22 protein-coding genes are annotated in these 23,976 nt (G+C 54.1%); 10 read left to right on the plus strand and 12 right to left on the minus strand.

Translation table 11 applies throughout. The features are described from left to right. Nucleotides 1-52 precede the first annotated feature (52 nt). Nucleotides 53-1,699 carry an apolipoprotein N-acyltransferase gene (gene lnt, locus FKW19_RS00780; protein ID WP_089178463.1) on the plus strand — a complete coding sequence of 549 codons (1,647 nt, stop codon included), beginning with the start codon at nucleotides 53-55 and terminating at the stop codon, nucleotides 1,697-1,699. Nucleotides 1,700-1,863: 164 nt separating this feature from the next. Then, nucleotides 1,864-2,358 carry a helix-turn-helix domain-containing protein gene (locus FKW19_RS00785; protein WP_006116854.1) on the plus strand — a complete coding sequence of 165 codons (495 nt, stop codon included), beginning with the start codon at nucleotides 1,864-1,866 and terminating at the stop codon, nucleotides 2,356-2,358. 39 nt (nucleotides 2,359-2,397) lie between these two features. Here FKW19_RS00785 and FKW19_RS00790 read toward each other — a convergent pair whose 3' ends face one another. Then, on the minus strand, nucleotides 2,398-3,213 hold the full coding sequence (locus tag FKW19_RS00790) for a DUF2076 domain-containing protein (protein ID WP_089178462.1): 816 nt from the start codon (nucleotides 3,211-3,213) through the stop codon (nucleotides 2,398-2,400). Between the two features lie 76 nt (nucleotides 3,214-3,289). Here FKW19_RS00790 and FKW19_RS00795 point away from each other — a divergent pair, with 76 nt between their 5' ends. The 3 genes from FKW19_RS00795 (at nucleotide 3,290) to FKW19_RS00805 (ending at nucleotide 7,614) form a co-directional block, all read left to right on the plus strand. Continuing rightward, nucleotides 3,290-4,336: a glycine--tRNA ligase subunit alpha gene (locus tag FKW19_RS00795; protein ID WP_193561036.1), complete on the plus strand. Its 1,047-nt coding sequence runs from the start codon at nucleotides 3,290-3,292 to the stop codon at nucleotides 4,334-4,336. Nucleotides 4,337-4,340: 4 nt separating this feature from the next. Further along, complete coding sequence (gene glyS, locus FKW19_RS00800) at nucleotides 4,341-6,401, plus strand: glycine--tRNA ligase subunit beta (protein WP_089178461.1); 2,061 nt, start codon at nucleotides 4,341-4,343, stop codon at nucleotides 6,399-6,401. A 247-nt stretch (nucleotides 6,402-6,648) separates the two neighbouring features. Then, on the plus strand, nucleotides 6,649-7,614 hold the full coding sequence (locus FKW19_RS00805) for a DMT family transporter (protein WP_089178460.1): 966 nt from the start codon (nucleotides 6,649-6,651) through the stop codon (nucleotides 7,612-7,614). 2 nt (nucleotides 7,615-7,616) lie between these two features. Here the strand turns inward: FKW19_RS00805 and FKW19_RS00810 are convergent, their stop codons facing one another. From FKW19_RS00810 to FKW19_RS00850, 9 genes are all read right to left on the minus strand, one after another. Next, nucleotides 7,617-7,787, minus strand: coding sequence for a DUF1328 domain-containing protein (locus FKW19_RS00810; protein ID WP_003623804.1), 171 nt, complete (start codon nucleotides 7,785-7,787; stop codon nucleotides 7,617-7,619). A 132-nt stretch (nucleotides 7,788-7,919) separates the two neighbouring features. Then, nucleotides 7,920-8,678, minus strand: a complete 759-nt coding sequence (locus tag FKW19_RS00815; protein ID WP_063353402.1) for an OB-fold nucleic acid binding domain-containing protein — start codon at nucleotides 8,676-8,678, stop codon at nucleotides 7,920-7,922. A 121-nt stretch (nucleotides 8,679-8,799) separates the two neighbouring features. After that, a complete protein-coding gene (gene purH, locus FKW19_RS00820; RefSeq protein WP_089178459.1) occupies nucleotides 8,800-10,377 on the minus strand; it encodes a bifunctional phosphoribosylaminoimidazolecarboxamide formyltransferase/IMP cyclohydrolase in 1,578 nt (525 codons plus the stop codon). A gap of 97 nt (nucleotides 10,378-10,474) precedes the next feature. Next, the gene (locus FKW19_RS00825) at nucleotides 10,475-11,212 is read right to left on the minus strand and encodes a tRNA (guanosine(46)-N(7))-methyltransferase TrmB (RefSeq protein ID WP_006116847.1); all 738 of its coding nucleotides are present in this window, start codon (nucleotides 11,210-11,212) and stop codon (nucleotides 10,475-10,477) included. An 18-nt stretch (nucleotides 11,213-11,230) separates the two neighbouring features. After that, nucleotides 11,231-12,418 (minus strand): methionine adenosyltransferase, encoded by a 1,188-nt coding sequence (gene metK, locus FKW19_RS00830; RefSeq protein ID WP_089178458.1) that lies wholly within the window; start codon nucleotides 12,416-12,418, stop codon nucleotides 11,231-11,233. A 188-nt stretch (nucleotides 12,419-12,606) separates the two neighbouring features. Further along, nucleotides 12,607-13,386, minus strand: coding sequence for a 4-hydroxy-tetrahydrodipicolinate reductase (gene dapB, locus FKW19_RS00835; protein ID WP_006116845.1), 780 nt, complete (start codon nucleotides 13,384-13,386; stop codon nucleotides 12,607-12,609). A 6-nt stretch (nucleotides 13,387-13,392) separates the two neighbouring features. After that, complete coding sequence (gene dnaJ, locus FKW19_RS00840; RefSeq protein ID WP_006116844.1) at nucleotides 13,393-14,535, minus strand: molecular chaperone DnaJ; 1,143 nt, start codon at nucleotides 14,533-14,535, stop codon at nucleotides 13,393-13,395. A gap of 155 nt (nucleotides 14,536-14,690) precedes the next feature. Next, a complete protein-coding gene (dnaK, locus tag FKW19_RS00845; RefSeq protein WP_006116843.1) occupies nucleotides 14,691-16,595 on the minus strand; it encodes a molecular chaperone DnaK in 1,905 nt (634 codons plus the stop codon). Nucleotides 16,596-16,802: 207 nt separating this feature from the next. Next, nucleotides 16,803-17,399: a nucleotide exchange factor GrpE gene (locus FKW19_RS00850; RefSeq protein WP_089179867.1), complete on the minus strand. Its 597-nt coding sequence runs from the start codon at nucleotides 17,397-17,399 to the stop codon at nucleotides 16,803-16,805. A 193-nt stretch (nucleotides 17,400-17,592) separates the two neighbouring features. Between FKW19_RS00850 and FKW19_RS00855 the strand changes: the two genes are divergently transcribed. Then, nucleotides 17,593-18,306: a response regulator transcription factor gene (locus FKW19_RS00855; protein WP_003623821.1), complete on the plus strand. Its 714-nt coding sequence runs from the start codon at nucleotides 17,593-17,595 to the stop codon at nucleotides 18,304-18,306. Between the two features lie 9 nt (nucleotides 18,307-18,315). Beyond that, nucleotides 18,316-20,118, plus strand: a complete 1,803-nt coding sequence (locus FKW19_RS00860; protein ID WP_006116840.1) for an ATP-binding protein — start codon at nucleotides 18,316-18,318, stop codon at nucleotides 20,116-20,118. Between the two features lie 20 nt (nucleotides 20,119-20,138). Here the strand turns inward: FKW19_RS00860 and FKW19_RS00865 are convergent, their stop codons facing one another. After that, nucleotides 20,139-20,537 carry a RidA family protein gene (locus tag FKW19_RS00865; RefSeq protein ID WP_089178457.1) on the minus strand — a complete coding sequence of 133 codons (399 nt, stop codon included), beginning with the start codon at nucleotides 20,535-20,537 and terminating at the stop codon, nucleotides 20,139-20,141. 264 nt (nucleotides 20,538-20,801) lie between these two features. Here FKW19_RS00865 and rapZ point away from each other — a divergent pair, with 264 nt between their 5' ends. Then, complete coding sequence (gene rapZ / locus FKW19_RS00870; RefSeq protein ID WP_063353398.1) at nucleotides 20,802-21,782, plus strand: RNase adapter RapZ; 981 nt, start codon at nucleotides 20,802-20,804, stop codon at nucleotides 21,780-21,782. A 26-nt stretch (nucleotides 21,783-21,808) separates the two neighbouring features. Here the strand turns inward: rapZ and FKW19_RS00875 are convergent, their stop codons facing one another. Then, nucleotides 21,809-22,417, minus strand: a complete 609-nt coding sequence (locus FKW19_RS00875; RefSeq protein ID WP_035351181.1) for a YqgE/AlgH family protein — start codon at nucleotides 22,415-22,417, stop codon at nucleotides 21,809-21,811. Nucleotides 22,418-22,530: 113 nt separating this feature from the next. On the opposite strand from FKW19_RS00875, the gene FKW19_RS00880 reads away from it, so the two are divergent. Next, nucleotides 22,531-23,448 carry a polyphosphate kinase 2 family protein gene (locus tag FKW19_RS00880; protein ID WP_006116836.1) on the plus strand — a complete coding sequence of 306 codons (918 nt, stop codon included), beginning with the start codon at nucleotides 22,531-22,533 and terminating at the stop codon, nucleotides 23,446-23,448. Between the two features lie 6 nt (nucleotides 23,449-23,454). Continuing rightward, complete coding sequence (locus FKW19_RS00885) at nucleotides 23,455-23,958, plus strand: DUF3465 domain-containing protein (RefSeq protein ID WP_006116835.1); 504 nt, start codon at nucleotides 23,455-23,457, stop codon at nucleotides 23,956-23,958. Nucleotides 23,959-23,976: the final 18 nt, after the last annotated feature.

Below are 23,976 nucleotides of genomic sequence, written 5' to 3' on the forward strand. Positions count from 1 at the left end.
TTTTCAACGTCCGTTTTCTTTTTCTGTCAGTCAGTAAACTAAGGTTTGCGCCGTGGTAAAACTGCCCGCGTTTTTTCAAACGGCGCATAACCGCCTGCGCCGATGCTGGCGGGACAATTGGCGTTTCATAAGGTTTATGCTGGGGGTTGGCGCTCTTTCTGCGCTGGCTCTGCCCCCTTTGCACTTCCTACTCATATTGTTGCTTACTTTTGGCATACTCGGCCGGATACTTAACACCACAACAAGTTGGAAACACGCCGCGTGGGCTGGCTGCCTGTTTGGTTTTGGCTTTTACACAGCCGGACTTTACTGGCTGGTTAATGCTGTGCTGATTCGTGCTGATGAGTTCTGGTGGTTTGTGCCTTTCCCTTCCATGGGGTGTGCCCTTATTCTTGCGCCGATGGTGGGGGCACCGGCCGCACTCAGCATGTTGGTGCCCGCAGGATTGCGCCGTCTGGCATTTTTTGCCGGAGCATGGACGATTTTTGATATGGGCCGCACATTTTTATTCAGCGGTTTTACGTGGAATGCACTGGGCAGTTGCCTTGCCATACCCGGCCCTGTTGGGGACATACTCATCCAACCTGCTGCATGGGTGGGAGAAGATGGGCTAACTTTGGCGCTTGTATTGGCAAGCCTGCTATGTGGCAGCGCCTTATTGGATAACCTGCATCTGCACATTCCGTTTACGCCACAATCGGCAGCCCCTTATTGCATACCTATAGTTCGGCGTAGAATTTATATGGGCTGTATAGCTGCCTCTGTGCTGTGGCTTAGTGTGGGCGCCGCGCGCTTTTACAGCATTTATCCTCAGGGCGAATCCGGGCCAATAGCTGTTATGGTTCAGGGCAATGTGCCCGAAACTGAAAAAGTAGGCCGGTTGCGCCCCAGAGATATCTTTTTGCGCTACCTACGCCTAACAGCCCAAGGCGTGCAGCAAGCTCGGCAATTACAAATTCAGCAGGCAGCCTCTGGCACACCTTATCGCCCTATTGTGTTTTTGTGGCCGGAAACCTCTTTCCCCGGCTACGATCTGTTGCAGGATACGCCCAAGGCCCGAGAAGTTATTATGGATTGGGCTCTTGGGGCCGATGCAGGAATTATTGGTGCACTCCGGCAGGATGATAACGGGCATTACCGTAATTCCGTTTTGGCTTTGGCCCCTGATGGGGCCGTAAGCGCCGTATATGATAAAGCACGCCTTGTACCTTTTGGAGAATATCAACCCTCCTTCATCCCTTTACAGATTGTACCGCAGGGTGGATTGGCTGCTGGCCCTGGCCCACAAACATGGCATTTGGCCAACATTCCACCCGTTGGCCCGTTAATCTGTTACGAAGTGATTTTTTCGGGCGATGTGACCAACCCCCATGATCGCCCCCGCTGGTTAGCCAATGTTACGAATGATGGATGGTTCGGCAACAGTGCAGGCCCACGCCAGCATTTGGAATCCGTGCGCTTACGCGCTGTAGAAGAAGGGCTGCCAATCGTAAGAGCTGCCAATACAGGTATTTCTGCTGCCTTTGATGGCAGAGGCCATCTTCTTGCCAAATTGGGGTGGGATAAAACAGGTGTACTTGTTTCTGCTGTGCCTGCGGCCCTTCCTCGCACGTTTTTCGGGCATTACGGACAAGCTGTTCCTTTACTATTCTGTGCATTGCTGATTCTGGGCGCATCTATCCGGCGCAGCAAAGCCTGATTTTTCTTAGTTTCCTGTTCACCGTTTTTTTCAGTTTTATGGCGCAGTTCGCTTTTAAATAGGTATCTGCGCTGTTTTTCTTTTGGAGGAGACGGCAAACATCTTTATAAAATGTTAACCTTCTTGAGCATATTCCCTCGTGAAAGCAGGAAAAGTTTCGAGGCGTGAAACATACGGAGCAGGAACCGATCGACACCACCATGATCCAGCCTCATGCTGCTGCCAGTGCCATTGATGCCCATGTTGGCAAACGCATAAGACTACGCCGCACATTGTTGGGACTCTCTCAGGAAAAACTGGGAGAAGCTTTGGGAATTACCTTCCAGCAGATTCAGAAATATGAACGTGGAGCAAACCGGGTAGGCGCTTCGCGATTGTATCATATTGCCTGTGCGTTGGATGTGCCGATCAGCTTCTTTTTTGATGATATGCATTCTGCGGAAGTTGTTTCCAATAAGCAGGCACATTTTTCGGAAACACGCAAAAGCTTTGGTGCACCATCGGACAAGAATGTTAGCGTAGCACCTACATCGGATACAAAAAACATATTCAAAAAGCAGGAAACACTGGAGCTGGTACGCGTGTATTACAGCATTCCAGACGCGCAAATGCGCCGAAAAATTCTTGAGCTTATGCAAACAATGAGCGTATCCAGATAAAAAAGGGCGGCCTTGAAGCCGCCCTTTTTAGTAAGTGGATCAGAAGCTCTGATCGTCTCCACCACCCCAATCTCCGCCTGCATCTCCGGCGTCTCCGCCCCAGTCAGAATTGTTTGCGTCAAAATTCGGATCTGCGCTGGTACCTGCCCCACCAAAAGGATCTGCGCCTGCTGCTCCTGCTCCTGCATCACCATAATAATTGTTAATGGTTTCCGTAGGGGCTGCGCCGCCACCCCATCCAGCATCACCGCCCGCAGCGCCAGCATCATGATGCCCACTGAAAAGGCTGGTGAGCGCATTGGCTGCCATCATACCGCCAGCAACACCTGTTGCTGTGGAAAGTGCACTGCCCAAAAAGCCCGAACCACCCTGAAACATAGAGGGACGCATACCATAAGGCATGGGCTGCGGCTGATATTGCGGCGGCATGGGTGCTGCTGCAGGGCGCCCACCCCAACCCGGAGGCGCTGCGGTTGGCTGCGGTTGGGACTGAGCCTGCGGATTCTGCCCACCACCAAACAAACCACTAAAAAACCCACCCGATTTCTGTTGCCCAGAACCCTGCTGCTGCTGGGCCTGCTGCAAAGCTTGTTGGGCTTGCTGTAACTGGAACTGAAGCTGTTGAATGCGGTTTTGCGCTTCTACCAGCGCGGCTTCCTGCACAACTGCCATCTGGGTGATACGGTAGCGGGCTTCCGGGTATTTCTGGAATTCCTGCGCAATAAACTGGTCTGCTTCCGGGTCTATTGGGGGCAGATTGGGCCGCGTAGAAGGCACGCTGGCAAAACCACCCTGCGGCGCGCCGCTTACACGCGCAAAGAATTTTTCGATCAGATCGCGTTCGTCGTTATTCATCCCATACCTTCCCTGCCCTTTTGGGCCTAACGCTGGCGGCTACAGCCTTTGTTTTTACGCCAACACTCTGTCCAAGATGTGGCGCGGATACAAGCGCGATGCAAGAAGCCCTGCGCAGGAAGAATTGCACCATGGCCTGCCTTCTCTTCCGGTTCGGCGCATGGGGCTGTATGGTGTGCCCGCACGCAGCATATATATGCTGCATTATAACGTAACCTACCGGAGTAGCACCCTGATCATGGACCCGGCGTCTGCCCGCCCCACTGAGCGGCCTCTTTCCTTTCAGGATCTTATCCTGACCCTTCACCAGTTCTGGTCCAAACAGGGATGCGCCATTCTTCAGCCCTATGATCAGGAAATTGGTGCAGGCACTCTTTCCCCCCATACCACCTTACGCGCGCTTGGCAGCAAGCCGTGGAAAGCCGCCTATGTGCAGCCCTGCCGCCGCCCCTCTGATGGCCGCTATGGGGAAAACCCAAACCGCTTGCAGCACTATTACCAGTATCAGGTTCTGCTCAAGCCCACGCCGGAAGAAAGCCAGAAACTGCTGCTAGACAGCTACCGCGCAATTGGGATTGACCCCGAACTGCACGATATCCGCTTTGTGGAAGATGACTGGGAAAACCCCACCATCGGCGCATGGGGCCTTGGTTGGGAAGTATGGTGCGATGGCATGGAAGTAACCCAGTTTACGTATTTCCAGCAGGTTGGCGGTATTCCCGTAACCCTGCCTTCCACTGAACTAACATACGGGCTGGAACGTCTGGCCATGTATGTGCAGGGCGTGGAGAACGTGTACGATCTGGATTACAACGGCGCGGGCCTGACCTATGGCGATGTGTTCCTGCGCGCCGAGAAAGATTACTCCCGCCATAATTTTGAACTGGCGAACACAGACCTGCTGTTCCAGCATTTTACAGATGCGGAAAAAGAAAGCGTGGCGCTGGCCGAAGCCGGAGTGGCCCAGCCTGCGTATGATCAATGCCTGAAGGCCAGCCATCTGTTCAATCTGCTAGATGCGCGCGGCGTTATCAGCGTGAGCGAACGCGCTGCCTATATTGCCCGAGTGCGTAATCTGGCCAAGCTATGCTGTGAAACCTGGCTGGCTGGCGAGGACAAGTAAGATAATGCCCGAACTGCTGATAGAACTGTTCTCTGAAGAAATTCCAGCCCGGATGCAAAGTCAGGCAGGGGAAAACCTCCTGCGCCTGCTAACCGAGGCTCTGGCCCCCCTGCACCCACAGAATGCCGTGGCCGCCACCGGCCCGCGCCGCATTGCCGCCAGCCTGAACATTGATGCCACAGTGCCCGGCCGCACGGTTTCTGAACGCGGCCCGCGTGAAGGCGCACCAGATAAAGCGCTTGATGGCTTTACCCGTAAGCATGGTGTTACGCGTGATGCCCTAACACTACAAAACGGCTTTTGGGTGCTAGAGCGCGAAGAACCTGCCGTAAGCGCGCAGGCCCATATTGCGGCTGTGCTGCCTGATCTGCTGCGGCGCTTCCCTTGGCCCAAATCCATGCGTTGGGGTGCTGGCAGCAGCTTTACATGGGTGCGCCCACTACGTCGTATTCTGTGCATTCTGGATGGTGAAGCCATACCTTTCTCCCTCGCTCAGGGTGAAGATAACGGGCACAATCTGGTGGCTGCCAACCTTACGGAAGGCCATCGCTTCCTCAACCCCGGTGCCGTGGCTGTGTCCAGCGCTACGGAATGGCGGAAAACCTTGCATGACCGCCACGTGATGGTGGATGCAGCAGAACGCCGTAAAACCATTACAGAAGGCCTGAACACACTGGCTGCCTCCGAAGGGTTGCAGATTGTGCCAGATTCTGGATTGGTGGACGAAGTAGCTGGGCTGGTGGAATGGCCTGTGCCGTTCCTTGGCCAAATTGATGCGCAGTTTATGGAACTTCCTGCCGAAGTGATGCAGGTTTCCATGCGCGTGAACCAACGGTATTTTGCCCTGCGCAACAGCGATGGTTCAGCTGCACCGCGTTTTGCTTTTGTGGCCAACATTATCCCCGCAGATGATGGCACGCTGATTGTTACCGGCAATGAACGCGTGCTGCGTGCGCGCTTTGCAGATGCCCGCCATTTCTGGGATCTGGATCGCAAGCAAACGCTGGCTTCCCGCCTGAAGGCGTTGGATTCCATTACTTTCCATGCCAGCTTGGGATCACAGGGTGATCGCACACGCCGTATGGTGCGTTTGGCCGGTATTCTGGCCGATATGGTAGGCGCACCCAAAGCTGATTGCGAGCGTGCGGCAGAGCTGAGCAAAACCGACCTGACAACCGGTATGGTTGGAGAATTCCCCGAACTTCAAGGGGTAATGGGCGGCTACTACGCTAAACATGATGGCGAAAGTGCTGCCGTGGCTCAGGCCATTAGTGAGCAATATACCCCGCGCGGCCCCGGTGATTCCGTGCCAACTGCGCCGGTTTCTGTTGTGCTGGGGCTGGCCGACCGGATAGATATGCTGGTGGCTTTCTTTGCCGCTGGTGAAAAACCTTCCGGTTCGGGAGACCCGTTCGGTCTGCGCCGTGCCGCATTGGGCGTGATCCGCCTGATCCGTGAAAACAATCTGCGGCTTGATCTGGTGCGCCTGTTTGTTCTGGCTGCCGAAGCCCTGCCTGCTGATTTGCAGGATGCGCCTGATCTGGATCTGCTGCCACAGTTTATTGCGGAACGTCTGCGCGTGCAGGTACGCTCCGAAGGTGCACGGCATGACTGTCTGGCCGCAATTTCCGTCGATAATTCCGATACGGATATCGTGCGCCTGCTAGCCCGTGCCCACGCCTTGCAGGATATGCTGGAAACGGAAGACGGCAAGAACCTGCTGGCCGCCACGCGCCGTGCGGCCAATATTCTGCGGATTGAAGACAAAAAAGACGGCCCACACGAAGATAACCCAGACCCCGCCCTGTTCACACAGGATGAGGAGCGCGCCCTGTTTGACGCGCTGGAACGTGTGGAACCCGCCGTGGAAAAGGACTTTGCTGCCGAACGCTTTACCGATGCTATGCGTGAAGCTGCCAGCCTGCGTGAACCGCTGGATAAGTTTTTTGAAGTGGTTACGGTAAACGCCCCAGAACCAGAACTGCGGCTTAACCGCCTGAAACTGCTTTCCCGCGTTGTGCGTATGATGCGGCTGATTGCAGATTTCAGCCAGATTGAAGGTTAATTATCTGCATCGCTTGAGTTTGGCTTGCTGCATCTCAAAAGCAGCAAGCCAGCCAAAGCTAAGTATTGCTTTGGCACGCCCCATGCAGGCTAAACTTCTACACAACGAGTTGTACACGGGCGTGTAACTGATGCCCGTAAAAAGCATAGCTTTTGCTACAACACTCTTTTAGACAGGCACAAACCTTTCTCCGGCAAAATTAAAGTCGGAACTGGCTTTTCCCGGTTTTTTTGCATGGTAGAATAGAATGACGTCTTCCCGCTCTCTCACCCTTGGTGTGCTTAATGGTATGGGAAGCGGTGCGTTGTGGGGCACTGTATTTATTGTCCCCCTACTGCTGCATGATTTTACATCTTTGCAAATAACAGCCGGACGCTACATTATTTACGGCCTCATTTCCCTGATTTTACTACTCCCACGTTGGAATATTCTTAAAAATATTCTGGGAAAAGCCGAATGGAATGCGCTCATCCGCTTATCTATTCTGGGAAATATTCTGTATTACATTCTACTTTCTACGGCCATTACAACCGTAGGTGGCCCCGTAACCACACTTATTATTGGGTTTTTACCCATTGCTGTATTGGTGATGGGCATACGTGCTGGCAGTAACATCCGTATCAAACAGATTGCCATCCCCATGAGCTTAAGCGTTATTGGCATTCTGCTTATTGTTTCGCGCAGCTTTACATCTCATGCTGCAAGCATCCCCGTACACCCGGTTGCTTTTTCTTCGCAAATTATCGGATTATTTTGTGCTGTGGGGGCTTTGATATCCTGGACATTATATGCCGTTGAAAACACACGCTGGCTGTTAAAAACCTCTACAGTAAGCGATCATGACTGGTCTTTGCTAACAGGTGTTGTTACCGGCGCATTGGCTCTTGTACTGGTTATTCCTGCTTTTGTTTTTCATGCCGCCCCCCATGCTTGGTTAGATTGGGCACGTTTTTGGGGTGTATGCAGCGCAACGGCTCTTTTGGCTTCTGTGGTGGCCAACGGATTGTGGAACCGCGCTTCCCGCCTGTTACCGCTTACACTTTCCGGACAAATGATTATTTTTGAAACGCTGTTTGCTCTACTTTACAGCTTTGTATGGGCGCATCGCTGGCCAAGCCTTGTAGAATTTTGCGCCATTATCTGCCTGATAACAGGTGTGTTGTGGTGTACGGCAGCACACCGCACACCACATGACACATCTGAAAAAGCCTGAAATCAGGTTCGGGGTGTGCGGCCAAAAAAGAGGCTGATCACCAGCAGCACCACAAACACAAACAGCAAAATTTTTGCTATTTCTGTAAAATTACCTGCTGCGCCAGAAAACCCGAATATGGATGCCAGAAGGGCAAAAATTAGAAAAATCAGAACCCAGCGTAAAATAGCCATCTACTCTCTCCCTTCGGCCATACGTCAACACGCATGACTGTTACTGGCCTGTAGTAGAAAGACTAACGCACAAAACCGGCAACAGTTTGCTGTTACCGCTTTGGGCTTACACTGGGCACCTAAAAGACGGTTTTAGTGTTCTTCTGCACCGGGAATAATATCATAAGCCGGGCTGCCGGGTGGTGGCCCGGGTGGCGGGGCATCCCCCACAGCAATACCCACCATTTTTTCGGCTGATGCGCCAATTTCTCGCGCATCAATGGCTGTGCCCAGTTCACCACTGCTACCTGTGCCAACAGCATAGAGCATTTGCCCCGGAGCAAGCAGATTGGCAACGCGCGTAGCTTCACGCGGGGTAATGCAGACAACAGAGTGATCTTTCAGAATCACACCTGAAAGTTCTCCATTGGCATTATAAAGCTGCTGCCAGATTTCGCCGTGCAGCACCAAATCTGGGCCAGCAATCATTTCTGTAGAATGCACGGGCATAGCAATAAAGTTATCCTGCATGCCACGGCCACGCGGGCTGGTAATTCCAAACGCCCGGATAATAGGCAGCGTGCGCCCTTTTAACCCACGGATGGAAATAACATCCCCCGGTTTAACCAGCCCAGCCAATGCATGCGTTTGTTCGGGAGAGACAAAAACCTGCGTGCCATCTTCAAGCACCAGCCCAAAGACCCCACCATGCGGAGATGGCAGAAATTGCGCCACCTTACCGCTAAAGGAAGGCAGGCCAGAAAGATCGTACACACCATCTGCCTGCTTTTCTGTATGCGTCTGCCGAGCAGAAAAGGACTCTGCCTTAGAGGCAGGCGTTTTATGTGTCGGCGCAGCTACAGCCACGGAAGACACGAATAATGCAGCAGACAAAGAAAGCAGATAGCGCATAGCCCAACCGATTATGAAACGCCGCCCCCGCCCATATGTGCGCGAGGGACCGCATTGCGTGAGATTCGTGGCCCTATTCTCTGCCACGAACTGTTATTCCCACAAGAGCGGGAAAAGCGTGTCAGTGGCGGAAATGGCGCATACCAGTAAACACCATAGCAATACCGGCGGCATCTGCTGCGGCAATCACCTCATTATCACGGATAGAACCACCAGGCTGAATAACCGCTGTGGCCCCGGCCGCAACAATGGTTTCCAGACCATCTGCAAACGGGAAGAACGCATCAGACGCGGCCACAGAACCCTGTGTCAGCGGCTTGTCCAGCCCAGCGGCTTTTGCGGCCTCACCACTTTTAGAAGCGGCAATGCGGGCAGAATCCACACGGCTCATCTGGCCTGCGCCAATGCCCACCGTGGCACCACCCTTGGCATACACAATAGCGTTAGACTTAACGTGCTTAGCCACACGGAATGCAAAAATCAGATCCTGCATTTCCTGTTCCGTGGGGGCGCGCTTTGTTACCACCTTCAGGCCTTCTCGGCTAATCTGGCCGTTATCACGCGTTTGGGCCAGAAAACCCCCTGCTACGGAACGCACTACAATACCTTCTGCCGCCGGGTTAGGCAGGCCACCAGTCAGCAGCAAACGCAGGTTCTTTTTGCGGGAGAGAAGCGCCTTAGCATCTTCTTCCGCATCCGGAGCAACAATCACTTCCGTAAAGATGGTGGAAATCTTTTCCGCCGTGGCTGCATCCAGCGGGCGATTAAGGGCCACAATGCCCCCAAAGGCAGAAACCGGATCACACCGCAGGGCCTGATCCCACGCGGCCGTTAGGGAAGGTGCAACAGCCACGCCGCAAGGGTTGGCGTGCTTTACAATTACAACAGCCGGGCTATCAAATTCGGCAACAGCCTCAAACGCAGCATCGGTATCATTGATGTTGTTGTAGGAAAGAGACTTGCCCTGCACCTGCTGCGCCGTTGCTACACCGGGGCGCACTGTGCCATCACGATAGAAAGCGGCTTTCTGGTGCGGGTTTTCACCATAGCGCAGGATTTCTGCGCGCTGGCCAGCCATAATAAAGCGTTCGGGGAAAGGCTGCTGCGCCTGCTTGGCAAACCATGCGGCAATGGCGGCATCATACGCAGCGGTGCGCGCATAAGCAGCGCCAGCATAGGCACGGCGGGTTTCTAGCGTGGTGCCACCATCGCCCAGCGCATCAATCAACCCTTCATACTGGGCTGGGTCTGTCAGCACCACCACGTGGGCATGGTTTTTGGCTGCAGCACGAATAAGTGCCGGGCCGCCGATATCAATGTTTTCAATGCACGTATCGGCATCTGCGCCGGAAGCCACGGTTTTTTCAAACGGATACAAATTCACGGCCACCAGATCAATCGGGCCAATGCCGTGTTCTTCCATCTGGGCCACATGGGCAGGCAGATCGCGCCGGCCCAAAATGCCACCATGAATTTTGGGTACCAGTGTTTTTACCCGGCCATCCAGAATTTCGGGGAAGCCTGTGTAATCCGAAACTTCCGTAACAGGGATGCCCGCATCGCGCAGCGCCTTGGCAGACCCCCCTGTAGAAAGAATTTCTGCCCCCTGCGCTGCAAGAGCACGGGCAAGATCAAGCAGACCCGTTTTATCGGAAACAGAAATAAGGGCACGACGGATAGGCAGCGTCGTCTGGCTCATGGCGGACCTTTCGCATGGCAAAAACGTAATGCGGGCTGATGAACCCACATGCCACATGCAAGCCATCAACCGAGGGTGAAAAACGACAAAACCCGCCTTAGCGGCGGGTAAATGTCCAGTACATAGGCTGTCGGCCAGCGGCAATGGCCTTAGCCTCGTACCGGGTGGGAAACCAACCTTCTGGCCGGGTTAAAACGGGTGCGGGCGCTTCAAAGTAATTTTGAGCAGCCATAACTTCCTGCACCCATGCCTGATAGGTAGGATCATCACTGGCAACGCGCCATACTGCTCCGGGCTTAAGCACACGGGCAGCCAGCGCTACATTTTGCGGATGCACAAAACGCCGCTTGGCATGGCGTGCCTTGGGCCACGGATCTGGAAACATCAGGAACAACCTGTCCAGACACGCATCGGGCAACACATTCAGCACTTGCCGGGCATCATCATCCCACAACCGCAGCATATCTGGTACGGGTGCAGTTGCTTCCTCTCCTACCGGCACAAGGCGGCTTAACAGGGAGCACAAACCATTATGGAAAACTTCGGAGGCAATATACCCCACTTCGGGATGTGCATTGGTTTGGGCAAGCACGTGCTCACCACCACCAAAGCCAACCTCAAACCAGATCTGCTCCGGCTGATGGCCGAAAACAGAAGCCGGATCTGCCGCGCGCTCTAGCGGAAAACGCATACGCGGCAGGGTTTCATCCAGCAGCCGTTCCTGACGGGGGCGCAACGGATGCCCACGCTGGCGGCCATACAACCGCTCTGGCGGGGGTTTAACATCTGTTACCACAGGCTGACCATTTTCAGCCGAACCTTTAGCCTCCGCCATGAACAGAACGCCCTAAACTTAGCGGTTTAGCGCGCTACGCAGGGCATCAACCAGATCGGTCTGTTCCCACGTAAAGGTGTCCAGCTTAGCATCCGGCTGGCGGCCAAAGTGGCCATAAGCAGATGTAACAGCATAAATCGGACGGTTCAGGCGCAGGTGCTTACGGATACCGCGCGGGGTAAGATCCATAACTTCACGCAGCACTTCACCCAGACGGTTTTCATCCACATCCTTGCCGGTTTCATCCAGATCCACATAGACGGACAGTGGATGAGACACGCCAATAGCGTAGGAAAGCTGAATGGTGCAACGATCTGCCAAGCCAGCGGCCACAACGTTTTTGGCCAGATAACGGCAGGCATACGCTGCGGAACGGTCAACCTTCGTGGGATCCTTACCGGAGAATGCGCCACCACCATGCGGGGCGGCACCACCATAGGTGTCCACAATGATCTTACGGCCTGTTAGCCCGCAGTCACCATCCGGGCCTCCAATAACGAACACACCCGTGGGGTTGACGTAGAATTCTTTTTCCGGCGGCACCCACCCTTCGGGCAGCACATTCTTAACCACCTGGCCCAGACGGCTACGCAGTTCTTCCTGATTGATGCCTTCATCATGCTGGGTGGAGATGACGACAGAAGTCGCACCAACCGGGCGGCCATTTACGTAGCGCAGGGTTACCTGGCTTTTGGCATCCGGCTGTAGGCCAGCTACAATCGGGTCACCCGCACGGCGCAGATCACGCATTTCATGCAGAATGCGGTGCGCGTAGTAGATTGGGGCTGGCATAAGGGTATCGGTTTCGTTCGAGGCATACCCGAACATGATCCCCTGATCGCCTGCGCCTTCATCTTTCTCACCTGCGCTATCAACGCCTACCGCAATATCGGCAGACTGAGCATGCAGGTAATTCGCAGCTTCCGCATGACGCCAGGAGAAACCTTCCTGATCGTAACCGATATCTTTGACAGCTTCACGCGCCAGTTCAATCAGCTTGTCCGATGTTACGGAAGATGGGCCACGCACTTCACCCGCAAGAATGATGCGATTGGTGGTTACCAGCGTTTCACAGGCAACGCGGGCTTCCGGATCTGCCGCAAGATAAGCGTCCAGAACGGTATCGCTGATCCGGTCAGCAACTTTATCGGGATGGCCTTCGGAAACAGACTCCGAAGTAAACAGAAAATCGCCGTCTTTACGCATGATGGTGCCGTTTGCCCCACGCACTGTGAAAAAGGAAACAGATGCCCGCCCTAAAAAAGGGGGACGAGGTCGTATGAAGGGATAGAAAGCAGCGGTCAAGAGTATTGGCCAAACAGGCCAGCCAGAAACGCCGTTTTCAGCCTTGCGCCCAACGCGGGGCGGACACTGCCCGCCCCTTTAGGCTGGCATTAGAGCGGAGGCAGCCCCAGCACATCTTCCATGCTGTAAAGGCCGGGTTTGTGCCCTTTTACCCACTTGGCGGCACGCACGGCACCCGTGGCAAAAATCCGCCGGTCAAAGGCGCGATGCCCCAAAACGATCTGTTCATCTGCAGATGTGAACAATACTTCATGTTCGCCCACAATCTGCCCGCCACGCAGGGCCGCAAAGCCAATGGCTCCTTCCTTGCGGGGGCCGGTATGGCCATCACGCCCACTTTCGCGCACATCCGCCAGATTAACACCGCGGCCCTGCGCTACGGCCTCACCAATAGCCAAGGCTGTGCCAGAGGGGGCATCCACCTTTTGCCGATGATGCATTTCCACAATTTCAGCATCGTAGGAGTCTGCTGGCAGGGCGCGTGCCATCATCTGCGCCAAACGCTGCACTAATGTAACACCGGGAGAATAATTGGCGGCATGCACCACAGCAATTTTTTCCGCGGCTTTGTTCACGGCGGTCTGTTGCTCTGCTGAAAGGCCAGTTGTGCCCAACACCCATGCCGTGCCTGCTGCGGCCAGCGCCTGCGCGTTAGGGATAACCGTATCCGCATGGGTGAAATCAATCACCACATCGCTGTTGGCTGCAAGCTCCGCCATATCCTTAAACAGCGCCACGCCTTGCGGCAAACCGCTTGCTGCTTCCGGCTTGCGTGTTGTGCCACCAGAAAGGGTTGCCCCTGCGGCCTGCACTTCTTCTACCAAAAGACGGCCCACGCGCCCCGTTATGCCTGCAATACCGATACGCATGAGCGCTTATTCCTTCCCTTCAAAAAAGTCCCGCACGCGGCGGAAGAAGCCCGTATGTTCTGGGCTTTGCTTCACATCCTCACCGGCTTCTTTTTCAAATTCTTCCAACAGTTCACGCTGGCGCTTGCTGAGGTTCTGCGGTGTTTCCACCGTTACCTGAATGTACATATCGCCACGGGCTGTGGAACGCAGAACAGAGAACCCTTTGCCCCGCAGGCGGAAATGCGCGCCGGTTTGCGTGCCAGCCGGAACTTTTACCTTGGTACGAGAACCATCAATAACGGGCACTTCAATTTCTGTGCCCAAAGCAGCCTGCGCCATGCGCAACGGCACGCGGCAATAGATATTGGCGCCATCGCGCTGGAAGATACTGTGTTCGTCTATGGAAATATGGATATAGAGATCACCCGGCGGCACACCATTGCCCCCAGCTTCCCCTTCGCCAGAAAGGCGAATTCGGGTGCCATCTTCCACACCGGCAGGAATCTGCACTTCAACCGTGCGTTCTTTTTCTATGGTGCCTTCACCGTGGCAAACCTTACAGGGGTTTTTCACCACTTTGCCTGCACCATGACAGGTTGGGCATGGGCGTTCCACAACAAAAAAGCCCTGCTGCGCCCGCACCTTGCCTGCACCGTGGCAGCTTGGGCAAACTTCAACGCCCGATGCGCCATCGTTAGAGCCCGTGCCGTGGCAGGATTCGCACGCCACGCGGGTAATCACCCGCACATCTTTCTTTACGCCAGCAAAAGCTTCTTCCAGCGTAATTTCAACATGGGTCTGGATATCGTTGCCGGTGCGGGCACGGCCACCACGGCGGCCGCCCATCACGTCACCAAACATCTGTTCGAAAATATCGCCCAGACCACCGGCACCAAAACCACCGCTAAAGTCAAACCCGCCGGGGCCAGGGCCACCGCCTTCAAACGCGGCATGGCCGTACTGGTCATACGCAGCGCGTTTTTGTTCGTCCTTCAGAATATCGTAAGCTTGGTTGATTTCTTTGAACTTGGCTTCTGCCGCATCATCCCCCGGGTTCCGATCGGGATGATACTTCATGGCCAGCTTGCGATAGGATTTCTTGAGTTCATCAGCCGTGGCGGTTCGGGAAACTTCAAGAATTGCGTAGTAATCGAGCTGAGTGGCCATGGAAGTCCTCTTATCGGGGGCTGCCTCTAAAGCATGAGCACAGCATTTGTCCGAAACAACAAAAAGCGCCCGCCTTACAATGAAGCGCGGACGCCAGAAATAAAGTAAAGGGTGACTATGTTTGTCACATAGTCACCCTTGTGCATAGCGTCCGATCAGGACTTCTTGCTGTCGTTCACGTCTTCAAAGTCAGCGTCAACGATCTCTTTTTCGTCCGGCTTTGCAGCTTCTGCTTCCGGAGCTGCTTCACCAGCCTGACCAGCCTTATAAGCGGCTTCACCCACTTTCATGGCTGCCTGTGTCAGGCGTTCGGTTGCGCTTTTCAGAGCTTCTGCATCTGTGCCTTCCATAGCGGCCTTAACGGCAGCAATGGCGCTTTCTGCTTCGCTCTTTTCAGCAGCCGGAACCTTGTCACCAGCTTCGGTCAGAGACTTTTCAGTCTGATGCACCAGAGCTTCGGCATTGTTACGCAGTTCTACCTGCTCACGCTTGGCTTTATCGGCTTCAGCATTCGCTTCAGCGTCTTTCACCATCTTGTCGATATCGGTATCGGACAGACCACCAGAAGCCTGGATTTTGATCTGCTGTTCCTTACCGGTTGCCTTGTCCTTAGCAGACACAGACACAATGCCGTTGGCATCGATATCGAAGGTCACTTCAATCTGCGGCACGCCACGCGGTGCTGCGGGAATACCCGTAAGATCGAAGTTACCCAGCAGCTTGTTGTCAGCTGCCATTTCGCGTTCGCCCTGATAGACCTTAATGGTCACGGCGTTCTGGTTATCTTCCGCCGTGGAGAACACCTGACTTTTCTTGGTCGGGATGGTTGTGTTGCGGTCGATCAGACGGGTGAACACACCACCCAGCGTTTCAATACCCAGAGAAAGCGGGGTTACGTCCAGCAGAAGAACGTCTTTAACATCACCCTTCAGAACGGCACCCTGAATAGCAGCACCAATGGCCACAACTTCATCGGGGTTCACGTTACGGGCAGGGTCCTTACCAAAGAAGCCTTTAACCGTTTCGATAACCTTAGGCATACGGGTCATACCGCCAACCAGAATGACTTCGTCAATCTGAGAAGCAGACAGGCCAGCATCCTTCAGCGCTGCCTTACAGGGTTCCAGCGTACGCTGCACCAGATCGTCCACAAGGCTTTCCAGCTTGGCGCGGGTCAGCTTCAGAACAAGGTGTTTCGGGCCAGATGCATCAGCCGTGATGAACGGCAGGTTGATTTCTGTTTCCTTGGAGGAAGACAGCTCGATCTTGGCTTTTTCTGCTGCTTCTTTCAGACGCTGCAGAGCCAGCTTGTCAGACCGCAGATCAATACCCTGTTCGCGTTTGAACTCGTCTGCCAGATAGCCGATGATGCGGTTATCAAAGTCTTCACCACCCAGGAACGTATCACCGTTGGTGGACTTCACTTCGATCACGCCATCAGAAATTTCCAGAACGGAAACGTCAAACGTGCCACCACCAAGGTCATACACAGCCACGGTGCCACCGCTTTTCTTTTCCAGCCCGTAAGCCAGAGCAGCCGCTGTGGGTTCGTTGATGATACGCAGCACTTCAAGGCCAGCAATCTTACCTGCATCCTTGGTGGCCTGGCGCTGGGCATCGTTAAAGTAAGCCGGAACCGTGATAACAGCCTGAGAAACTTTTTCACCCAAATAGGATTCAGCCGTTTCCTTCATCTTGCCCAGAACGAAGGCGGAAATCTGTGAGGGGGCATATTTTTTGCCGCGCGCCTCAACCCATGCATCACCATTATCGCCCTGAACGATGGCGTAGGGCACCATTTCCTTGTCTTTCTGGACTGTCGGATCATCAAAACGACGCCCGATCAGACGCTTCACAGCGTAGAAAGTGTTAGACGGGTTGGTAACTGCCTGACGTTTTGCAGCCTGCCCCACCAGCATTTCACCACCTTCGGTAAAAGCCACCATAGACGGGGTGGTGCGGGCGCCTTCGCTGTTCTCGATAACCTTTGTTTCGTTACCTTCACGCACTGCAACGCAGGAGTTGGTCGTACCAAGGTCGATACCAATAACTTTACTCATTATATATTCCCTTTCAGCGACCCCATCTGGCCCGAAGCACCAGAAAAGGCCCTTGCTTTCATTTACCCGCCTGCTCTCCCTTAATTAGGGTATGGAAGCAGGCCTGAATGATAAACCTGATGTATGGTGGCGTTTTCTCTTTTTCAAGAAGGGAAAACACCTTGGCGGGCAGGATTTTTTACCTGCCGCCATGCCGTAACCTCCGGATCAGGAAGCTTTGGCAACCACCACCATAGCTGGCTTAAGCAAACGCCCGTGCAGCGTCCATGTTGGCGTCCAAGCCTGCATGACCGTGCCGGGTTCGTGCTCAGCACTCGGCTGTTCTGCCATCGCCTGATGCAGGTTGGCATCAAACGGCTTACCTGCCGGATCATCACACTTGATGCCGTGGCGCTCCAGAATAGAAATGAAGGAGCGTTCTGTGCTTTCAATGCCTTCACGCATTTTGGTCAGCACAGAATCTTCGCCTTCCTGCGCAGGCGGCAGGCTGGCCAGCGCACGACGCAGGTTTTCTGCGGCTTCCACAACGTCACGCGCAAATTTTTGCACGGCGTACTGGCGGGCATCATCCAGATCACGCTTGGCACGGGCGCGCAGGTTCTGGTTTTCAGCCTCTGAACGCAGCCACTTTTCCTTAAATTCGGCAACGCTTTGCTCAAGTTCGTGAATACGCGCTTCCGGGCCTTCTGCCTGACCGTTCTGCGCAGCTTCAGCAGCAGCTTCGTGTTCCGGAGCCGTCTGCTCGGCCGGGACCGGCTGTGCTGCCGGCGTTTCGACCTGTGTGGGATCTGTATCGTGAGTCATGCCTTTTGAAGTAAGCAACACAAACGCTGCCGACAAGACCCGCCACCCCTGCCATGCGCATGATTTTATGCCCTAACAACACAATGCTGAAAAAAGCTGGCCGATTCTGGACAGGGGCACTTGGCAGGATAGGATGGCAGGGCCTAGTCTATAGGGCTTGCTCGCATGGCAGCAGGGAAGGACAACGCAGACAATGACAGAGCGCACCAAGCAGACAATTGCGCTGGTGGATGATGACCGCAATATCCTGACATCGGTGCAGATGACACTGGAGGCAGAAGGCTTCAATGTTCGCACATATACAGATGGCGAATCGGCGCTGCAGGGTTTAACGGCCTACCCGGTTGATCTGGCAGTGCTGGATATCAAAATGCCCCGCATGGACGGCATGGAACTTCTGCAACGCTTGCGCACCCGCTCCAACCTGCCTGTCATTTTCCTGTCCTCTAAAAACGAGGAAGTTGACCAGCTTATGGGCCTGCGCCTTGGGGCGGATGATTACATCACCAAGCCGTTCTCCCAACGTTTGCTGCTAGAGCGCATTCGCGCTCTGTTGCGCCGGAATGAAGTGAGCCGTGCAGAAGCCAATGGTGAGCCAACAGGTGGCGCGCTGGTGCGTGGCAACCTCTCCTTGGATGAACTGCGCCACAAATGCACATGGAAAGGGGAAGATGTTCCCCTAACCGTAACGGAATTTCTGCTGGTAAAAACACTGGCCCAACGGCCGGGGCTGGTAAAATCCCGCGATCAGCTAATTGATGCCGCATATGGTGACACCGTGTACGTGGATGACCGCACCATAGACAGCCATATCAAGCGTGTGCGTAAAAAATTCCGCCAGGTGGATGACGAATTCAATCAGATCGAAACTCTGTACGGTATCGGTTACCGATATCGGGAAGACTGATCACGGTTCATGACCAGCCAGCCCGCCCCTTCTTTTTTCAAGGCGCTGGCAGGCCGCATTGGTGGCCTGCATTATCTGTCCATGCCGGGTAACAAACCCCGCAAAGGCAGCATAGAAGCCACAGCGGCTTATCAGGCCTCACGCACACGGCTGGTTTCTCCGCTGATGCGGCGGGTCTTGCTGGTTAACATTCTGCCTATTGCCCTGTTGGGCGTTACCATTCTGTTTCTTAACCAGTTTCGGAACGGCCTTCTGGCAACAGAAGTAACGGCCCTGCGTGAACAGGCCCGAATTTATGCGGGCGCGCTGGGGCAAAGTGCCGTACGCACCACACACCCCCACGCTGCTAACCCGCAGGACCGTGGCTATGTGCTGGAAGAATCTCTGGCCCGCCCACTGCTGCTGCGGCTTACAGAACCAAGCCCCAACGCCCATGCCCGCCTGTTTGGCCCAGATGGCCGCCTTGTGGCTGACAATCTGGCAGACTGGCCCGAAACGGCAGAGCCCGCCCCAGCCACACCGCGCAATGAGCAGCATGTCAAAACCATTCCTTTTCCTCCAGCCACGCAGCCCGGCATTTATGAACGGTTCCTCACGTGGTTATGGGGAAACCATAATTCGGGCATCGTCACGCTGAATACGGATGAGGAAGATATTCCCGCCCGGCCCTCTGGCACGACCATCGGAACAAAAGGCGCTCCGCCTCCTCCTCCATTGGAAGCACCGCCTTATATCCGGCGCACCGCACGCGGGCGCCTGATTATTACGGTGGCTGAGCCCGTCATGCACGATGGCAGCACCATTGGCATTATTCAGCTTACCCGCGTGGCCTCACAAGTTGATCGTTCCCTGTTTGCCATTCGGTCTTCCATTCTATCCGTTTTTCTCATGGCGCTTGTGCTGACGGTACTGCTCTCGTGGTACCTCTCTCTCACCATTGCGCGACCATTGTTGCGGCTGGCCGCATCAGCACAAGTTATGCGTGATGCAACAGGCCGCACTGGCACCGTGCCCGCACGACTGCTGGCCCGGCGTGATGAAATTGGCGATGTGGCACGTGCCCTGCAGGCCAGTGCGCAAGCGTTGTGGAAGCGGATGGACGCCATTGAGCGCTTTGCCGCCGATGTTAGCCACGAAATCAAAAATCCGCTGTCCTCCATTCGCTCGGCTATTGAAACACTACTGCGTATTGAAGACCTGAACCAGCAACGCCGCCTACTCACCATTATCAATGATGATGTGCGCAGGCTGGACCGGCTGATTACCGATATTTCAGACGCCAGCCGTCTGGATGCAGAAATGTCTCGCGCAAAGGCTGAACCTGTTGCCATTGCGCCGCTGCTTTCTGTTCTGGCGGAAATTCAGCAGGCCACCCGGCAGGAGGGACAACCCATTGTGCACACCAATGTGCAAGGTGATAGCCCAGAAAGCCCCCTGGAAGTTCTGGCTGTGGAAGACCGGCTTGTGCAGGTTTTGCGCAACCTGATCGGCAATGCCATTTCCTTTTCTCCGCCCAATGGCCACATTACCCTTTCGGCTCTGCCAACGGGCAAGATGGTCACCATTTCTGTGGCGGATGAAGGCCCGGGTATTCCGCAAGCCAAACTGGATTCGATTTTTGACCGCTTTTATTCCGAGCGCCCAAAGAATGAAAATTTTGGCCAACACTCAGGTCTGGGGCTTTCTATCAGTCGGCAGATTATAGAAGCCCTGCATGGCACGATTTCTGTTGATAATCTGCACAACCAGAGTGGGCAGGTTATTGGGGCCTGTTTTACCATTCAGCTTCCACGGGTTATTGTAACCCGTTAGCTTGGCAAAACTGGGTGCATTCAGAAGGCGTAATCTTCTTCCTGCACCTCTGTCATTTCTTCCTGCACAACCAGTTCAAAAATAATTTTGGGTTGGGAAGATGGTGCATCCTTCAGCCACATCAGTGTCATGATGGGGGAAATGGAAGGAAAAAACTGCCTGAAAACAGGAAAACAGGAAGGAAAGTTTTCAGCATCAGCAACTGTGCAGAGAATATGGGTGACATCATGCAAGGCATGCCCCTGCTTGGCCAGAAGCTCTACCCCCTGCTCCAACGCCGCACGGCACTGCTCTGCCATATCCAGCCCCTTGATATGCGGAGCCGTTATGCCTGAAAGAACAAATCCACCCGTTATATGTTTAAGATGTGGTATATGCTGTTTCACCAAAGCCCTATCTGCCTGTTGTTTTTGCGTCATGATAATGTCAGGACGTAGGGCAAGAAGGAGCGAACCGCAATTTTCTCTTTCGTAACAAACGCCTTGTTTTACGTCACAAAACGCAACGATGTGTTACGAAGTGATGCCTGCCTTGAGGATAATGCCTTCTCACAACGGGTCAAACTGCAGTAAAGTGGCGCAGCAAAGCGCTTAACAGGTTTACTGGCTGATTCCGGGTTCTGGCATTTTTGTGCATTATCAACCAGCACCTGCCAGCCTCAAGATGGAGAGGAAAAGCCGTTCATGGTTACGGCAGATGATACGCCTGCACCACGCCGCATTCTGCTGGTGTCCGGCCTATCTGGGGCGGGCAAATCCTCCATCCTGCGGATTCTGGAAGATCTGGAACACGAAGTTATCGACAATCCACCACTTGGAATGTTGGATGATATTGTAGCCCGTGCAGAACGCCCCGTTGCCATTGGGGTAGATTCTCGCACCCGTGGGTTTGATGCTTCCGCCGTGTTGGAAGCCATGGCCCGCCTGCGCATGAACCCACACCTGCGTGTTGAACTGATTTATGCCACAGCAGATGAAAGCGTGCTGTTACGCCGCTATACGGCAACACGCCGCCGCCATCCGCTGGCACCGCACGGCAGCATTAAAGAAGGCATTGAAGAAGAAATAGCCCTAACGGCTCCCCTACGGGCTGCGGCTGATCTGGTGATTGATACAACAGATATGCCCCCGCCAGAGCTGCGCCAGTTTGTAGAAAGCCGCTTCAGCCCTTGGACTGGTGGCGCACAGGAAGGCCTTACCGTAGCTTTAATGTCCTTCGCTTATCCTGCGGGCCTGCCGCGGGAAGCCGATATTGTGTTTGATGCCCGTTTTTTACGTAACCCGCATTATGTGCCCGAACTGGCCCCAAAAACCGGGCTGGATGCTGATGTAGCGGAATATGTGGCAGAAGACCGCGATTACCTGACATTCCTGAACCAAATTCACGCCATGCTGCAACTGGTGCTGCCGCGCTTTGTGCAGGAAGGCAAGAAATACGCCACCATTGCTATTGGATGTTCGGGTGGGCGGCATCGCTCCGTAACCCTTGTAGAAGCCTTGGCCAAAAGACTTTCCGCCCCGGATGGAATGGGCAGCTATGAAGGTGCGGGTAAATGGCCCATTATGGTCATGCACCGTGAACTGGCCCGGCAAGGTATTACATCTTGGCGTTGGGCCAGAAAACCTGTGGAACCTGCCTTGTCTGACCAATCACGATCTCTTTGATCTTAAAGCAGCAGTCGCGCCTGCCATCAGGCATGCCCCACCTGCCCGCTCAGGCGCAATGGATCAATATTGATAGAAGCCAAGGCACGCCGCCACTTGGCTGCATGGTCACTTCCAAATACAATATCCCGCGTGGCGGGTGCCACCAGCCACGCATCTTGCTGAAGAATTTCCTCTTCAAGCTGCCCGGCTGTCCAACTGGCATGGCCCATAGCCAACAGGGCTTCTTGCGGGCCTTTGCCTGCGGCAATTTCCTTCAGAACGTCTACGCTGCCTGTCAGGGCAATATTTGGGCTGACACTCAGGCTATTCTCCCCTTCCCATTCAGCGGAATGCAACACAAGGCCACGTCCGGCATCTACCGGCCCCCCTGCGCACAAACCAATTCGCCTAACCGGAGGCATAGGCTGGATATCAAGCTGGGTGAGTAGCTCATCAAAACTGGCCACTGCCAAACGTTTGTTCACCACAAGCCCCATGGTACCGGTATCTGGCGCATGTGCGCATACATAAATCACACTCTGAGCAAAAGGTGTTTGCGCCAACATGGGGGAAGCAACCAGCAACATACCTGCAAGAGATTGTGCCTCTTCTGGCTCGGATTGCACAGGAATAGAAGAATTTACGGATTTCATAGTAAGAATATGAGAAGCGCCTCTTTTTTTGACAAGATTGAACCTGCCTTTATGACTGACATATGCCCCACCGCAATTCGTGAAGGGCAAATATTTTGTAAGGCAATTATAGCATGAATACCCTTTCGCGCTTTCTGGATGCGCTAGACAGCTATCATGTTACGGACGGCAGCAAGTTCAAGCTGAGCGCGCACAATCCGAACGATGATGGCAATCTGGGCCTGACAAAAGCAGATGGAAAACTTCTGCTACGCAAAGTCAAAAGTCTTTTGCAAATATTGCAGGAACTTCTTTACGCCAACCAGACCCATTCCCTGCTGATTATTTTGCAAGGCATGGATGCCGCGGGCAAAGATGGTACTATCAAACATGTGATGTCTGGCGTGAACCCTCAGGGGGTTTCCGTAACATCCTTCAAACAACCCGGCCCTACTGAGCTTCAGCACGGTTTTTTATGGCGTATCCATGCTGCGGCACCGCAGGCAGGGCGGATTGTTATTTTCAACCGCAGCCAGTACGAAGATGTGCTGGTAACCCGCGTGCACCCGGAATTGCTCCAGAATGCCCATCTCACTGGAGATGTAAATACCCCCGAGTTCTGGCAGGGCCGCTTTAGCGATATCCGCCATCTGGAACATTATCTGAGCCGACAGGGCACTGTGGTTCTTAAGTTTTTCCTGAACATCTCACCCGAAGAGCAGCGTAAACGCCTGCTGGCCCGGCTGGATATTCCGGAAAAGCGCTGGAAATTCTCCCCTTCAGATTTAAGGGAGCGCGAGTTTTGGAAAGAATATGCCACAGCTTATCAGGATGCTATTGCTGAAACAGCACGCCCTTATGCACCGTGGATTATCGTGCCTTCCAACCACAAATGGTATGCGCGCCTTGTAGTTATTGGCACCATTATTCGCGCCCTTAGAAATCTGCATCAGGTTACACCCAAACCCGTGCCAGAGGTTGAGCACTTTTTGGATGATTACCGCGCCCATCTTCTGGCTGAAAAAGGCCAGATCCCCACACCACAGAACTGAATTTTCATGACATCTTCACGTTTTCCCGCCCTTATGCTGGCAGGCCTTACGGGTTTGGCAGCCTCTTTCCTTTCCTCTCCTGCGCAAGCGCGATGGGGATGGAAGCAGGAAGCTCCTGCTGCATCCTCTATGCCCGCAACCTGCAACAATCAGGATTTTCTGAGCAAACAGCAGGACTATGAAAACGGTGGCGCCAAAGGGGATACGCCCGTCCATATCTGCGGCACCGTACGCGCTGTAAGCCCCAAGGCGCGCCACACCCGCAGTGGGTGGCATGGATATTTTTACGTAACAGTCGCCCCCAACATTTCTATCCGGATTGTAACCAATCTGGATGAAATGCACACGCCATCATGGCCGTGGGTCAATAAGGGAGACCAAGTGGAAGTAGTAGGCCGTTACTATTACGATTCCTACCGTAAGCAGGGCATTGACTGGACACACCGTGGCACTGGCAAATCTTGGCCAATTCCGGGTTCCGTTACAGTTAACGGCACAAAATACGACTGATCTTTTTTCAAACTCACA

It is taken from the genome of Acetobacter sp. DmW_125128 (assembly GCF_008704325.1).
Taxonomy (GTDB): Bacteria; Pseudomonadota; Alphaproteobacteria; order Acetobacterales; family Acetobacteraceae; genus Acetobacter; species Acetobacter oryzifermentans.